The sequence below is a fragment of the Streptomyces sp. CCM_MD2014 genome (assembly GCF_000772045.1).
Taxonomy (GTDB): domain Bacteria; phylum Actinomycetota; class Actinomycetes; order Streptomycetales; family Streptomycetaceae; genus Streptomyces; species Streptomyces salinarius.
Map to the genome: position 1 here is coordinate 7,912,264 of NZ_CP009754.1, position 14,363 is coordinate 7,926,626.

The 14,363-nt window shown below is 75.6% G+C and carries 12 protein-coding genes; 5 read left to right on the forward strand and 7 right to left on the reverse strand.

Features of this window, described 5'->3' with window-relative positions; translation table 11 throughout:
• Positions 1–13: 13 nt before the first annotated feature.
• Genes NI25_RS35400 through NI25_RS35410 form a run of 3 tightly spaced genes read right to left on the reverse strand, consistent with a single transcriptional unit; the run spans position 14 to position 3,116 of the window.
• Positions 14–1,570: an FAD-dependent oxidoreductase gene (locus NI25_RS35400; protein ID WP_061447235.1), complete on the reverse strand. Its 1,557-nt coding sequence runs from the start codon at positions 1,568–1,570 to the stop codon at positions 14–16.
• A gap of 11 nt (positions 1,571–1,581) precedes the next feature.
• Positions 1,582–1,890, reverse strand: a complete 309-nt coding sequence (locus NI25_RS35405; protein ID WP_061446386.1) for a hypothetical protein — start codon at positions 1,888–1,890, stop codon at positions 1,582–1,584.
• A gap of 23 nt (positions 1,891–1,913) precedes the next feature.
• Positions 1,914–3,116: a lycopene cyclase family protein gene (locus tag NI25_RS35410; protein ID WP_061446387.1), complete on the reverse strand. Its 1,203-nt coding sequence runs from the start codon at positions 3,114–3,116 to the stop codon at positions 1,914–1,916.
• A 303-nt stretch (positions 3,117–3,419) separates the two neighbouring features.
• On the opposite strand from NI25_RS35410, the gene crtI reads away from it, so the two are divergent.
• The 5 genes from crtI to NI25_RS35435 all read left to right on the forward strand — a co-directional run bounded on the left by crtI (position 3,420) and on the right by NI25_RS35435 (position 8,503).
• Entirely contained in the window at positions 3,420–4,937 is a 1,518-nt protein-coding gene (gene crtI / locus NI25_RS35415) for a phytoene desaturase family protein (RefSeq protein ID WP_061446388.1), read from the forward strand.
• Positions 4,934–5,935, forward strand: a complete 1,002-nt coding sequence (locus NI25_RS35420; RefSeq protein ID WP_061446389.1) for a phytoene/squalene synthase family protein — start codon at positions 4,934–4,936, stop codon at positions 5,933–5,935. Before crtI ends, NI25_RS35420 begins: the two co-directional genes overlap by 4 nt.
• Positions 5,932–6,954, forward strand: coding sequence for a DUF5914 domain-containing protein (locus NI25_RS35425; protein WP_061446390.1), 1,023 nt, complete (start codon positions 5,932–5,934; stop codon positions 6,952–6,954). Before NI25_RS35420 ends, NI25_RS35425 begins: the two co-directional genes overlap by 4 nt.
• A gap of 16 nt (positions 6,955–6,970) precedes the next feature.
• Positions 6,971–7,468: an MSMEG_6728 family protein gene (locus tag NI25_RS35430; RefSeq protein ID WP_061446391.1), complete on the forward strand. Its 498-nt coding sequence runs from the start codon at positions 6,971–6,973 to the stop codon at positions 7,466–7,468.
• 96 nt (positions 7,469–7,564) lie between these two features.
• Positions 7,565–8,503: an EamA family transporter gene (locus NI25_RS35435; protein WP_061446392.1), complete on the forward strand. Its 939-nt coding sequence runs from the start codon at positions 7,565–7,567 to the stop codon at positions 8,501–8,503.
• Here NI25_RS35435 and proP read toward each other — a convergent pair.
• The 4 genes from proP to cdtC all read right to left on the reverse strand — a co-directional run bounded on the left by proP (position 8,467) and on the right by cdtC (position 14,358).
• On the reverse strand, positions 8,467–10,005 hold the full coding sequence (gene proP / locus NI25_RS35440) for a glycine betaine/L-proline transporter ProP (RefSeq protein WP_061446393.1): 1,539 nt from the start codon (positions 10,003–10,005) through the stop codon (positions 8,467–8,469). The two genes, NI25_RS35435 and proP, sit on opposite strands and share 37 nt — an antisense overlap.
• A 129-nt stretch (positions 10,006–10,134) precedes the next feature.
• Complete coding sequence (locus NI25_RS35445) at positions 10,135–11,472, reverse strand: lipase family protein (RefSeq protein WP_061446394.1); 1,338 nt, start codon at positions 11,470–11,472, stop codon at positions 10,135–10,137.
• Positions 11,473–11,630: 158 nt separating this feature from the next.
• Positions 11,631–12,227: a 3'-5' exonuclease gene (locus tag NI25_RS35450; protein WP_061446395.1), complete on the reverse strand. Its 597-nt coding sequence runs from the start codon at positions 12,225–12,227 to the stop codon at positions 11,631–11,633.
• A 58-nt stretch (positions 12,228–12,285) separates the two neighbouring features.
• Complete coding sequence (gene cdtC / locus NI25_RS35455; RefSeq protein ID WP_061446396.1) at positions 12,286–14,358, reverse strand: siderophore ABC transporter permease CdtC; 2,073 nt, start codon at positions 14,356–14,358, stop codon at positions 12,286–12,288.
• Between the last annotated feature and the right edge of the window lie 5 nt (positions 14,359–14,363).

Consider the following 14,363-nt stretch of genomic DNA (forward strand, 5'->3'; position numbering starts at 1 on the left):
CCGCCCGCCCGTGTCAGTGGGCCCCGAACCGGCGTGCCAGGGCACGCAGCGGCGCGGAGCGGCCCCGGTCGGGCACCGTCCACAGCGTCTCGCCCCGCACTCCCCACCGCTCCAAAAGGGCGCCCGCGGCGAGGAACCCGGAGGTGGCGGCGCGTTCCATCAGCGCCACCGGAAGATCCGTACGGACCAGGTCCCCGGCGACCACCACGGCCGGATCGGGGGTGCGCACCGTGGGACGGTCCCGGTAGCCCCCGACGGTGAACAGCGGGCAGTCCGCCCGCCACTCGTGCCGTGCGGCGACCACGCGGGCCCGGCGGGTCTCCGGGTACACCCGGTGCAACTGGTCGACGAGCCGTTTCTCCTCGACCTCCCGGACGGCCGCCGACGGCAGCGCGTAGGCGTGGAGTTCGACGACACAGCCGCCGGTGCGCGCCGCCCAGCGGGCCGCCTCGCCCTCCCAGTGGGAGAGCACGCTGACGTTGTCCAGCGAGCCGTAACCGCTCGTGCCGAGGAACCCGGGCCGGCCGGAGGCGACCGGGCGGTCCAGCCACAACCGGGAGACCAGGAAGGGCGGAGCGTTGCGCAGCCCCGCCACCCGCGCCCGCCACGCGGCGTCACCCAGATGCGGCGAGCGGCTCACCACGCCCCGCAGGCCGCCGACGTCCGTCGCGAGCACCACGGCGTCGTACGTCCGGGCCCCGGCGGCGTCGACCACGAGCCGGCCGCCGGACGGAGCGGGCCGGACGGCCTCGACGGACGTGCTCGTGCGCACCTCGACGCCGTGCCGGGCGAGATACCCGGCGAGGGGATCCCACAGCGCCTGCGGAAACGGCTCACGCGGCACGTCGAACAACAGCCCCTCGCTGGAGCCGAGGAAGTAGATGTGGAACATCAGCGCCATCTCCGCGGCCGACAGCTCGCGCGGGTCCGCGAAGAAGCTGCGGGAGAACACCTCGAAGGCCAGATGCCGCGCGGCCGCGGGAAAGCGCAGGGAATCGAGGAAGGCGGCGGCGCTGACGTCGTCCAGGCGCTCGTGGACGCGGCGGGTGCGGACGTCGAGGAGCGGCAGTGCCGCGGCGGGCCGCAGGGCCGCCAGGTCACGCGGCCCGAAACTGGGACTCAGCGCGACGAAGGCGAGCGCGCTGAACGGGGGAGTGCGCGGAATCCTGCGGAAGCTGTCGTGCAGTCCGCTGCTGTGCCGCAGGGGGTAGTCCGGCAGTCCGGTCAGCATGCCGAGGCCGGGATCGCAACGGCGCAACAGGCTCCGCAGGTTGTAGTACTGGCGGAAGAAGGCGTGGAACCCCCGGCTCATCGTGGCGGGTGTGCCGTCCGGCAGGGCGATCGTGCGGCCCGCGACCCGGCCGCCGAGTACGGGCTCGCGCTCGTGCAGCACGACGCGCACCCCGCGTTCGGCCAGCACCGTCGCCGCCGCGAGGCCCGCGATGCCGCCGCCGATCACCGCCACCGACGGCGGATCGCCCTCGACCCGCTCCCGCCCCGGCCCGGGACTCAGCACCCGCGCCCGCCGGTCCCGCCCGGGCCGCCGCGCCTCGTCGCCCCCGGCGCCCACGCCCCGCCGGATCACCGAGCGCCCCCGCCGCACGCGCGGCGGGCACGCGTGCCGCCGGCGCGGACACCGCCGTACCCTCGGTCGCCCGTCCGGAGGCCGGCGTCGCCGGGGGAGGCCGCCGCAGGCAGGGCGGTCGGGGCCTTCGTGCGGCCGCCCGGGTCCAGGACCCGGCGTCCGGCGCCGCCGCCCGTGAGGACCGGACGGCGGGCGCAGCGGCCCACCGGGGCGTGGCGGCCCGGCGCGAGGGCGGCGAGGCGGTCGTGGCCGCCCGTCCCGCGGGCGGAGCCGGCGGTCGGCGCGGCGTCGCGCGGCAGGGGCATCGGGACTCCCGGGGGATCGGTGCTCAGCGGACGGGCAGGTGGCGGCGCGGTACCCACGGCAGTTCGGCCGCCGTGCGCAGCATCGGCAGGACGGGGACGCACACGCCGACCGCGAGGTCCTCGTACGGCCGAGACCGGCCGTCGAGGAAGCGCAGCAGCCGCCCGGCGGGGACACGGTCGAACAGGCGGAAGAAGAGGTCGGGACCGTCGACCCGGCCCGTGGCCAGGGCCCGCAGCAGCACCGCATCCATCCACCGGGCCCGCGCCGGATGCGGGGGCGGCGGCACCGGGCGGCGGCCCGCCCGCACCGCCCGCGCCACGGCCTCGGACTGGCGCTGCACGGCGGCGAACGTGTAGCCGGTGGACGCCCGGGTCGCGCCGCCCGCGACACCGATCCGGAAGACCCGTTCGCAGCCCTCGGCACACTGCTCGAAGACGGCGTCGGTCATCGGGATGACCCCCTGTTCGGTCGACAGGACCTCCAGGGGGCCGGTGCGCAGGACACGGCGCGTGTAGTCCTCCAGCGCGCCGTCGTACACCTCGGCCGGCAAGGGCGCCGGGCCGAACTCCGTGTACTCGACCAGCGCGGTGTGCCGTCCGGTCGGCAGCACGTAGCCGAACGACAGGCCCCGCCGCGGCTGCGCGGTGCGGAAGTCCATCAGGTCGACCACGTCGGGGTCGAAGACCGGCCGCCGGGTGCGGACGAACCAGCCCCGGAAGTGCTGGAGCAGCCGGGTGCGGGCGGCCGGCAGCCGGTCGGGCGGCCGGGAGTCGAAGACCCAGCGGGCGCGCAGGCCGACCGGTGCCCCCGCGGCGTCCGTGGCCGCCACCCGCACGGTGCCGTCGGGCAGGCCGGTCACGGCGCCGACGGCGGCCTCGACGCGCCGCAGCCCCGGACGGTCCTTCAGGTCCCGCTCCACCAGCGCCTCGAAGTCGTCCGAGCGGATCATCTTGTACCGGGCGGGCGCGATGTGCCGCCGTACGGCCGTCCCGTCCCGTGCGTGCACCCGCAGCGACTCCCACGACGCCGTCGCGGCCCGGTCGAAGCGGCCGGCCCCGGCCTCCCAGAAGCACCAGGTGCGTCGCGGAGGCCGCAGCGGGCCCGGCGGCGGATCGACCAGGACGACGGAGGGCGCCGCACCGCGCCGCGCGTCGGCCGACAGCCGGTGCACCAGGGAGAGACCCGCCGCCCCCGCGCCGACGACCACGATGTCCGCGTCGAGCACGCCCGCCTCCTTCCCTTCCGTCCGCCGGTCCGGTCCGGTCCGGTCCGGTCCGGCGGAGTATTCCGCCCGCCGCCGTCCGTGCGACGTGCGGCGCGCTGGACGGCGCGAGACGGGTACCCGCCGGGGGACGCGATACCGCCGGGCGGGTGACTGCCGGGCGGGAACCCGCCCCCGCGGCGTCGCGCCGGAGGCCGACGGGGAAGACATGACGCCGACCCGTACGAGAGGACCCGCCATGCGCCCCAGCACGGTCGCCCACGGCAGACACCGGCCGGACCAACCGCTCGCGGACCGGGGCGCGCGATGACGCGGACCGTGGCCGGGCGCACCGACCACGTCGTGGTCGTCGGGGCCGGCCTGGCCGGGCTGTCCGCCGCCCTGCACCTGCTGGGCGCGGGACGCCGGGTGACGGTCGTGGAACGCGACCCGCTGCCCGGCGGCCGGGCCGGACGGCGCGCGCTCGGCGGCTACCACCTCGACACCGGCCCGACCGTGCTCACCATGCCGGACCTGGCCGACGAGGCCTTCGCGGCCGTCGGCGAGCGGCTGCGCGACCGCGTCGAACTCCTGCCCCTGCACCCCGCCTACCGCGCCTGCTTCGCCGACGGCACCACCCTGGACGTGCACACCGACGCCGACGCGATGGAGGCGGAGGTCGAACGGTTCGCCGGGGCCCGCGAGGCGGCCGGGTACCGGCGGCTGCGCGACTGGCTCGGGCGGCTGTACGCCGTGCAGATGCGCCGGTTCATCGACGCCAACTTCGACTCGCCGCTCGGCCTGCTCACCCCCGACCTGGCCCGGCTCGCCGTCCTCGGCGGCTTCGGCCGCCTCGACACCCGCATCGGACGCTTCCTGACGGACGAACGGCTCCAGCGGGTCTTCTCCTTCCAGGCCCTGTACGCCGGTGTCGCACCCTCCCGGGCGCTGGCCGCCTACGCCGTCATCGCCTACATGGACACCGTCGCCGGCGTCTACTTCCCGCGCGGCGGCCTGCACGCCCTGCCCCGCGCCATGGCCGCGGCCGCCGCCGACGCCGGGGCCGACCTGCGTCTGGGACGGAACGTCACCCGTCTGGAGCGGTCCGGCTCCCGCGTCACCGCCGTCGTCACCGACCACGAGCGCATCCCGTGCGACGCCGTCGTCCTCACCCCCGACCTGCCCGTCGTGCACCGGCTTCTCGGCCGCCGCCCGCGCCGTCCCGTCGCCCTGCGGCACGCGCCCTCCGCCGTCGTCCTGCACGCCGGCACCACCCGCACCTGGCCGCACCTGGCCCACCACACGCTCTCCTTCGGCGCCGCGTGGCGACGGACCTTCGACGAACTCACCCGGACCGGCACCCTCATGACCGACCCCTCCCTGCTCATCACCCGGCCCACCGCCCACGACCCCTCCCTCGCCCCCGAGGGCCGCCATCTCCACTACGTCCTCGCGCCCTGCCCCAACACCGACATCGGCCCCGGCGCCCGCGCCTGGAGGGACCTCGCGCCCCGCTACCGCGACCGGCTGCTCGCCACCCTGGAACGCCGGGGACTGACCGGCATCGCCGCCGCCGTGGAGGAGGAGTGCCTCGTGACACCCGCCGACTGGACCGCGCAGGGGCATGCCGCCGGCACCCCGTTCTCGGTCGCCCACACCTTCGCCCAGACCGGGCCGTTCCGCCCCCGCAACCTGGTGCGCGGCACCGACAACGCGGTCCTGGCGGGCTGCGGGACCACCCCGGGCGTCGGCGTACCGACCGTTCTGATCTCCGGCAAGCTGGCCGCCGCCCGCATCACCGGCGCCCCCGCCCGCACCGGGGCGGCGAGGGGCGGGCGGCGATGACCGGGCGCGAACTCGACGCCGCCGGCATCACCGACCCGAAACTGCGGGCCGCCTACACCCGGTGCCGGCTCCTCAACGCCCGCCACGGCCGCACCTACTTCCTGGCCACCCGCCTCCTGCCCGCCGACCGCAGGCCCGCCGTGCACGCCCTGTACGGGTTCGCCCGCTGGGCCGACGACATCGTCGACGACACACGGACCGACGCCACGCCCGCGGAGCGCGCGGCCGCCCTCGACCGCCTCGACCGACTGCTGCGGCGGGCGCTCACCGGCGGCCCGCCGGCCGACGAGCCCGTGGTGCTCGCCCTGGCCGACACCGCCGCCCGGTACGCCATCGAACCGGCGCACTTCACCGACTTCATGGCCTCGATGCGCGCCGACCTCACGGTCACCGACTACGCCACCTACGCCGACCTGTGCGCCTACATGCACGGCTCGGCCGCCGTCATCGGCCTCCAGATGCTCCCCGTCCTCGGCACCGTGACCGGCAGCGCCCCGGCCGCCCCGCACGCCGCCGCACTGGGCGTCGCCTTCCAGCTGACCAACTTCCTGCGGGACGTCGGCGAGGACCTGGACCGCGGCCGGATCTACCTTCCCGCCGACCTGCTCGCCGCGCACGGCGTCCATCGGGACCTGCTGCTCTGGAGCAGGCGCACCGGCCGCCACGACCGGCGCATCACCGCCGCGCTGCGGGCCGCCGAGGACCTCACCCGGGGCGTCTACCGCGAGGCCGGGCCCGGCCTCGCCCTGCTCGACCCCGTCGCCCGGCCCTGCATCCGCACCGCGTACCTGCTCTACCGCGGCATCCTCGACACCATCGCGGACGGCGGGTACGCGGTACTGCACCGGCGTGCGGTGGTGCCGCGCCGGCGGCGCGCGGCCGTCGCGGCGGACGGGCTCGCCCGCGTGCTCGCCGCCCGGCTCCGCGCCCGCCGCTCCACCCCGCCGACGCCGGTGCCGTACGGCGGCGACGCCCTGCCCGCGAAGGAGCCCGGATGAGCACGGACCACCGCCCCCGCCGAGGACGCCTGCCCCTGCGGCTGCGGCGCCGCGCGGTCCCCTGGGAGCGGCAGCGCCCGACGTGGCGCGAGGCCCGCCCCGCCGTCATCGCCGCGGCCCTCAAACGGGCCGGGGCCCGTCCCTCCGGCAACTGGTACGTACTCGGCGCGACCACGGACGTGCGTCCCACGCGTCCGCTCTCCGGCGCCGTCGCCGGTGTCGAGGCCGTCGTCTGGCGGGACGCGCGAGGGCGTCTCGTGGGCGGCCCCGGAGCCTGTCCCCACCTCGGTGCCCCGCTGGCCGACAGCCCGGTGCGGTGCGGCACGCTCGTGTGCCACTGGCACGGACTCGCCCTGGACGGGGCCCCGTTCGCCGGCTGGGAGCCGCTGCCCGTGCACGACGACGGCGTACTGGTGTGGGTGCGGCTGGACAGCGTGGGGGAGGAGCCGCCCACCCCGGCGCCCCTCGTCCCCGCCCGGCCGCCCCGGGCGACGGCCCTGACGTCCGTGTGGCGCGGGGTGGGGACCTGCGAGCCCGAGGACGTCGTCGCCAACCGGCTCGACCCCTGGCACGGCGCCTGGTTCCACCCGTACTCCTTCGTGGACCTCACCGTCGTCGAGGCACCCGGGGAGAGCACGCCCCCCGACGGGGACGGCGACCGCTTCGTCGTGGACGTGTCCTTCCGGGTGACCGGCCGTCTCGTCGTCCCCGTACGGGCCGAGTTCACCGCGCCCGGACCCCGCACCGTCGTCATGCGCATCACCGAGGGCGAGGGAGCGGGATCCGTCGTGGAGAGCCACGCGACGCCGCTGGGTCCGGACCCGAACGGCCGGCCGCGCACCGCGGTCGTCGAGGCGGTGCTCGCCACCTCGGACCGGCCCGGATTCCCCGTGGCCCGCCGCCTGGCACCGGCGCTGCGGCCGCTGATGCGGGCCACCGCGGGCCGCCTGTGGCGCGACGACCTCGCCTACGCCGAACGCCGCGCACAGCTGCGCGCCCGCGGCCTCTTCCCCGGCTGAACGGAGCGGCACCGCGATGCAGACCTTCCTTCCCCACCCCGGCTTCCGCGACTCGGCCCTGACCCTGGACCGGCGCCGCCTCGGCAAACAGCGCGTGGAGGCGCTCCAGGTGCTGCGCGGACTCACCGTCCCCGGCTACGGCTGGCGCCGGCACCCCGCGGTGCGGATGTGGACGGGCTACGAGGAGGCGCTCGTCCGCTACGGCCTCGACGTCTGCCGGGTCTGGCGCGAACAGGGCCACCAGGACAGCTGCGCCGCCTCACTCGTCGCGGGGCTCGCCGAGTGCCGTCCGGGCGAGCCGGTGCGGGACCAGCGGGAGCTGGCCGAGGCCGGGGAACTGCCGCCCTGGCTCGGCGACGAGGCCTTCCACCGCAGCCACCGCTCGGCGCTGGTGCGCAAGGAGCCCGCCGTGTACGCCGAGCTGTTCCCGGGGGTCCCGGACGACCTGCCCTACGTGTGGCCGCGCTCGGACCGGGAGCGGGAGCCGGACGGCCCGGGAAACGGCGACCGGTGACGGCCGCCGTACCGGTGAGTGGTCGGCGAGTGGTCCCCGACGACGCCCTCGAAGTGGACCCCGTAAGGGACCGCCGCGTTTCCTAGCGTCGTCGGCATGAACGCCACCACCACGCGCGGGGCCCTGCTCGCCGCGCTCGCCTGTGTCCTCGTCGGAGGGTCCTTCACCGCCAACAGCCTGCTCGGCGACTACCCGTACGCGGGCGGGCAGTTCCTGCGCTACGGCCTGGCCTTCCTGCTGCTCCTTCCGCTGGCCGGCCCCGGCGCCACGGCCCGGCTGCGCGCGCTCGGCGCCGGCCGGTGGGTGCGCCTCGCGCTGCTCGCGGCCGTGGGCATGGTCGGCTTCAACCTGGCCGTCCTCGCCGCGGAACGCACGGCGGAACCCGCGGTACCCGGCGTCTTCGTGGGCTGCGCGCCCGTGGTCGTCGCCGTCGTCGTTCCCCTCCTGGAGGGGCGCGGACCGCAACGGGTCGTCCTGTACGGGGCGTCGTTCGTGGCCCTCGGCGCCTTCACGGTGCAGGGCTGGGGGCGCACCGACGGCGCGGGCATCGCCTTCTCGGTGTGCGCGCTGGCCGGGGAGGTCGGGTTCGCCGTGCTCGCCGTGCCCGTACTGCGGCCCCTGGGACCGCGGCTGCTGTCCGCCGTGGTGTGCGGCGTCGCGGCGGCCGAGTCGGCGGTCGTCGGCGTCCTGGCCGACGGGGCCGGGTGGCTGCGCCGGCCGGACGCGGTGGAGGCGGGCGCGCTGCTGTGGCAGGCGGTGGTGGTCACCGTCGTCGGGTTCGTGTGCTGGTACATGGGCATGCAGCGGATCGGCGCCGAGCGCGCCACTCTGTTCTCCGGGCTGATCCCGGTCGCGGCCGCCTGCACGGCCCCGCTCGTCGGCACGGGCTCCTACGGCGCGGCGCAGGCCGTGGGCAGCGCCCTGGTCTTCGCCGGGGTCGCCGTCGGGTCGGGAGCGGTGCGGCCGCCTGCGCGCGGGCGGCGAGCCGGGGCCGGGCGTCAGGAGGCCTTCGAGCGGTCCTTGGAGAAGCTGTAGAGGTCCCTCGAGGTCGTGATGAGCTCCCGCTGCTCCTGCCGGGAGCCGACCATGGGCTGCGAGCCGTGCAGCGGCACCTGGGCGCTCTCCGGCAGGAACCTCACGGTGACCAGCCCGATGGCGCCGGCGACCATCAGGTAGTAGGCGGGCATCAGGTCGTCGCCGGTGATGCTCACCAGCGCCTCGGTGACCAGCGGCGTGGTGCCGCCGAAGGCCGCGACGGCGAAGTTGAAGCCGATGGCCATCGCGGCGTAGCGCACGGCGGTCGGGAACAGCGCGGGCAGGGTGGCCGCGCTGGGTGCGGCGAAGCAGGCCAGCAGGGTGGACAGCAGGAGCACCCCGAGGACCGGCGCCCAGACGCCGTCCGACTTGAGCAGCAGGAACGCCGGGACGGCGAGAACGATCATCGCCGCCGCGCCGACGGCGTACAGCGGGCGGCGGCCGACATGGTCGCTGAGCCGGCCGAGAAAGGTGATCAGCAGCACGATCCAGACCATGCCGATCAGCACCAGCACGTCCGCGAAGCCGCTGGAACGGTCCAGGGTCTCCGTCTGGTACGTCGGCAGATAGCCGGTGACCATGTAGTTGGTGACGTTGTAGAGCAGTACCAGGCCCATGCAGATCAGCAGCGGCCGCCAGTGCTCGCGCACGATCGTCTTGAACTCGCTGCCCGCCGACTCCTGCGCGAGGCCCTTCTCGTGCTCGTCGAGCTGCTGCTGGAAGGCGGGGGATTCCTCCAGTTTGAGCCGCATGTACAGGCCGATGACGCCGAGCGGGCCCGCGATCAGGAACGGCAGCCGCCAGCCCCAGTGCAGCATCTGATCGTCGGTCAGCGTCAGGTTCAGCACGGTGACCAGCGCCGAGCCCAGCGCGTAGCCGGCGAAGGTGCCGAAGTCGAGCCAGCTGGAGAGGAAGCCGCGCCGCCGGTCGGGTGAGTACTCGGCGACGAAGGTGGTGGCGCCGCCGTACTCGCCGCCGGTGGAGAAGCCCTGGACCATCCGGGCGAGCAGCAGCAGGATCGGGGCGGCGATGCCGATGGTGGCGTAACTGGGGATGAGGCCGATGGAGAAGGTGCCCAGCGCCATCATGATCATGGTGGTGGCGAGCACCTTCTGCCGTCCGACGCGGTCCCCGAGCGGGCCGAAGACCAGGCCGCCGAGCGGGCGTACGACGAAGGCCGCGGCGAAGGTGGCGAAGGAGGAGATCACCTGGGCGGCGGGGGAGGCCCCGGGGAAGAACACCTTGCCGATGGTGGCCGCCAGATAGCTGTAGACGCCGAAGTCGAACCACTCCATGCAGTTTCCGAGCGCCGAGGCCCCGACCGCGCGCTTGAGCAGCGGCGCCTCGACGACCTGGACGTCGTCCTCGCGAAAGGCCCGTTTGGTGCGGCGGAGCCGGCGGGCCAGTTCCTCGCGCACCTGCCGCGGCAGTCGCGCGACCGTACTCGGTATCTTCGCCCCGCCCCGGGGACCGGACCCGTCGTCGGACTTCGCGTCGACCACGCCGCTGCCTTCCTGTCGCTCCGCCACAGTTCGCCTGAGCGAATTCTGTGCCGCAACCGGGGAGGGGCGCATGCCGGAGCCGCTGCCCGGGGTGGCGCGGACGCCCCGGGCCGCGGCGGTGCGTACGGCTCAGGGCTGCACCGGCATGCTCCAGCAGTTGGAGCCGGCCGGCTCGCCGGAGAGGCGGTCGGTGAGCCAGGAGACGGCGTTGCCCTGATCGGCGAGCAACGGGGCGAAGTGGTTGAGCAGGCCGCTGCCCACGCCCGGCAGGACCACGGGTACGTAGGTGACCTTCGCGCCCTTGTCGCACCACTCGACGGCCAGCCGGCGGGCCTGGGCGTGGGGGACCAGGTCGTCGCCGGTGCCCGTGGCCACGCGCACGGGGCTGCCGGGCTTCAGCGAGCCGATGCGCTGCTCGGCCAGGAACGTCTGGAGCGCGGGCTCGGCCCGGATGATGTCGCCGAGGGACTGCCCGGTCTTCGTCCAGGCCGTGCTGCTCCGGCCGCCGTATCCGAAGAGCGCGTCGCCGACGCACATGGTTGACAGGTCCCTCAGCGCCTCCTCGCCCGCCTCGTTGACGTACCGGTCGGCGAGGGGCCGCAGGGCCGGCTCGGTCTGCAGGAAGCCGTTCAGCGACCAGCCCAGCGCGCCCGCCAGGTCGCCGCCGTCGATCGCCTCCGTCACCTCCGTCAGATCGGCGGGCGGGGCACCGGCGTAGGTGCCGGCCAGCCGGACGTCCGGGGCGTAGGACGGCTGGAGTTCGGCCGCGGCCGCCGTGGCTCCGCCGCCCTGGCTGTACCCGAACAGACCCACGCGGGATTCGGAGGTGACGGACGCCTGGTCGAGGGAGCGCGCGGCGCGTACGGCGTCCAGCACGGCGTGGGCCCCGTCGACGCGGTTGACGTAGGTGTACAGCCGGTCGGTGGTGCCGAGGCCCACGTAGTCGGTGACGACGACGGCGACGCCGCGCAGCAGGAGGCGGTACACCGACAGGTCCTCGTAACCGACGGAGACGGTCTGCCCGTTGAACCGCAACGGGTGCTCCAGGGCCATCGAGGCGGCGCACTGGTCGCCCTGGCCCATGGTGCCGGGTGCGACGGCCACCAGCGGGCGCGGTCCGCCGCCGCGCCACTTCGCGGCCGGTTCGACGTAGGCGCCGGTCACGGCGACGGCTTCGCCGTTCGCGTCGGTGGACTTGTACATCAGCCGCGTCGCCCGTCCCGGAAGGGGGCCGTCGATGCCGGGCAGGCTCAGCGCCAGGGGCAGCGGCTCGGTGCGGATCAGGGTGCCGTCGGCGCCGGGGAGCTCGGACGGCGGGGTGTAGAAGGCGGGTATCTCGACGCCGCGCGACGTCGTGGCCGACGGGCCGGTGGCCGCGCCGTCGGCCGCGGCGGCCGGGACGGCCTGCGCACCGAGGGCGAGCGCGGCGGTGATCGCCGCGGCGAGCATGCGTGGACGTGGGGGCATGGCGAACCTCCTGGGGAAGGGCCGGATCCGGTCGTCCGCGGTCCCGTGGGGTCAGGGCCGTGGCCGCGCTGCTCCTGTGGGGTTACGGGACCGTAACCGGGCAGGGGTTACCAGGGGTAGCACCCGGCTCATTACGGTTCAGTAACTTGACGCCGCGTCTAACAAGAGCCGGGCCAGGCGCCCAGGCCGGCCAGGTGCAGCACCAGCGCCGCGATGTTCCAGGCGTCGTCCACGCCCCGGTGGTGCCGTCCCTCGAGCGGCAGCCCGGCGATCTCCAGCGCCCGCGCCATGCCGGGACGCCTGCGCAGCCCGTGGGCCTCGGTGAAGACCGCCTTGGCGTTGGTGTGCGCGCGCTCGGCCGGGTGGCCGAAGGGGCAGGCGATCCCGTCCGCCGCGCACTGGCGTACCAACTGCTTGCGGTCGTAGTCTCCCCAGCTCGCCCAGGGCCGCACGCCCGCGCCGTGTTCCCGCACCAGCGTGTCGCAGGCCTGGGCGAGAGTGACGCCCCGGTCGGCCTCCCCCTGGGTGATACCGGTCAGCTCCGTGCAGAACGCGCCGACCCGGGAGCGGGCGGGCCGCACCAGGATCCGGTGCCGGGCCACCCGTTCCCGGGCTCCGAGGTCCACCACGGCGAGACCGATCTCGATGATCTCGCTCACCGCGCCGGGCGGCGGCTGCCCCTCCCAGCAGGTGGCCTCGAGATCGATGACGTTCAGCAGGCCTGCGTGGCCCCCGTGCGCGCCGCGTCGGTCCATGGCGGCACCGTACGGGGGCACGGATCCGGGGGCACCCGGTTTTCCGCCCGCGGATCCCCTAGCGACGGCTCCGTACCAGCAGGTACAGGAAGTACGGCGTACCGATCACGGCCGTCATGAGACCGGCGCCGAGCTGGGCCGGGGCGATGACCGTGCGGCCGATGAGGTCGGCGGCGCAGACGAGGACGGCGCCCAGCAGGACCGCCACCGGCACGACCCGCACGTGCCGCCGGCCCACGAGGGCGCGCGCCGCGTGCGGAGCCACCAGCCCGACGAACCCGATCGTGCCCGCGCAGGCCACCGCGGTCGCGCTGAGGACGACGCTCATCACCAGGAAGCCGAGGCGCCCCGGAGCCAGCCGCAGGCCGAGCAGGCGCGGCGTGTCCTCGTCCAGCGAGATCAGGTCCAGCTCGGTGCGCCGGGCGACGGCCACACCGATGCCGACGACCAGGGCCAGCGCGACCGGCACGACGTCCGGCATGGTCCGCCCGTAGGTCGAACCCGACAGCCAGGTCAGCGCCTTGGTCGCGTTGAACGGGTCGGTGAGCACGATCAGCAGACTGATCAGCGCCGCCGTCCCCGAGGCCACGCCGATCCCGACGAGGACCAGCCGGTTCTGCCGGAAACCGCCCCGGGCGGCGAGCCCGAAGACGAGGACCGCGGTGACCGCGGACCCCGCGAACGCCGCTCCCGCGACGCCCCACGTTCCGGCGGCCGGCACGGTGGTCACGAAGATCACGGCCCCCAGCGCGCCACCGCCGGTCACGCCGAGGACGTTCGGCTCGGCGAGCGGATTGCGCGTGACGGCCTGCACGAGCGTGCCCGCCAGGGCGAGCGCCGCCCCCGCGCCCAGAGCGGCGAGCACCCGCGGCACCCGCGTGTCCAGCACGAAGGAGACGGCGCGCCCGGCCCGCCCCTGGGCCCAGTTGACGACGTCGCCGAGCAGCAGCTTGGTGTCGCCCACCAGCACGGCGGCGATCACGAGCCCGACCAGGACCACGACGAGGACCGCGACCGTGGCCAGGAACACTCCCCGCCCGGGCGTACGCAGCCGGTCCGGCGCCCCGGCCCCGGCGGTGTCCCGCACCCGGATGGCCATGGCGACCAGGAACACGGCGCCGACCAGGCTGGTGACCACGCCCGTGGGCACGGACACCGCGCGGTCGCCGGCGACCAGCGCGCGCAGCAGCACGTCCGAACCCAGCACCAGGGCCGCGCCGGTGAGGGCGGCCGCGGGCATGGCGCCGCGGGAGCGGGTGAAGCCGCGGAACCTGCGGGCGAGCGGGCGCACCAGGGCGGGCGCGCACAGACCGACGAAGCCGATGGGGCCGGCGAGCGTGACCGCGGCGGCGGACAGCAGTGCCGCGAGCACGACGACCGTGACCCGGGTGGCCCGGACCGGGACGCCGAGACCGCGCGCCGCGTCGTCGCCGAGGGTCAGCGCGTCCACCCGGCGGGCCGTCAGCATCAGCCCCGCCAGCCCGATCAGGGCGATCGGCAGCATCTGCAGGACGCCGTCGAAGCCGTTCTGGGCGATACTGCCCTGGTTCCACGCGTAGAGGCCCTCGGTCTGCTCCGGGAAGAGCAGCAGCAGGCCCTCCGTCATGGAGTTGAGGCCCAGCATCAGCGCGGTGCCCGCCAGCACCAGCCGGACGGTGCCCGTGCCGAGACCGGACAGGCCGAGCACGACGGCGGCCGCCGCGAGTCCGCCCGCGAAGGCGACGCCGGAGGAGGCGAGCATCGGCAGCGACACACCGGTCGCACCGGCCAGTCCCAGCGCCAGGTAGGAACCGGCGTTCACCGCGAGGGTGTCCGGGGAGGCGAGCACGTTGCGGCTGACCGCCTGGAGCACGGCGCCGGCCATGCCCAGGACGACGCCGACGAGGAGCCCCGCGGTCATCCGGGGCAGCCGGGAGGCGACGACGACGGACGCGTCGTCCGGGTCGGCGCGCCCGGTCAGGGCTTTGAAGACCTCGGACGGACCGACGGCGGCGGTGCCCTGCGTGATGTCGACGACGGCGAGGACGGCGACCAGCAGGACGATCCCGGCCGTCACCGCGGCCGCGCCCGACCGGGACGTGGGAACCGTCGCCGCCGGGGCAGCGGTGGGTTCGGTTGCGGTGACGGTCATGGCCC

Coding starts and splice junctions, on each gene's coding strand:
- NI25_RS35405 (WP_061446386.1), bottom strand. CDS start 1,890: ATGCCCCTGCCGCGCGACGCCGCGCCGACCGCCGGCTCCGCCCGCGGG.
- crtI (WP_061446388.1), top strand. CDS start 3,420: ATGACGCGGACCGTGGCCGGGCGCACCGACCACGTCGTGGTCGTCGGG.
- NI25_RS35420 (WP_061446389.1), top strand. CDS start 4,934: ATGACCGGGCGCGAACTCGACGCCGCCGGCATCACCGACCCGAAACTG.
- NI25_RS35425 (WP_061446390.1), top strand. CDS start 5,932: ATGAGCACGGACCACCGCCCCCGCCGAGGACGCCTGCCCCTGCGGCTG.
- NI25_RS35430 (WP_061446391.1), top strand. CDS start 6,971: ATGCAGACCTTCCTTCCCCACCCCGGCTTCCGCGACTCGGCCCTGACC.
- NI25_RS35435 (WP_061446392.1), top strand. CDS start 7,565: ATGAACGCCACCACCACGCGCGGGGCCCTGCTCGCCGCGCTCGCCTGT.
- NI25_RS35445 (WP_061446394.1), bottom strand. CDS start 11,472: ATGCCCCCACGTCCACGCATGCTCGCCGCGGCGATCACCGCCGCGCTC.
- NI25_RS35450 (WP_061446395.1), bottom strand. CDS start 12,227: ATGGACCGACGCGGCGCGCACGGGGGCCACGCAGGCCTGCTGAACGTC.
- cdtC (WP_061446396.1), bottom strand. CDS start 14,358: ATGACCGTCACCGCAACCGAACCCACCGCTGCCCCGGCGGCGACGGTT.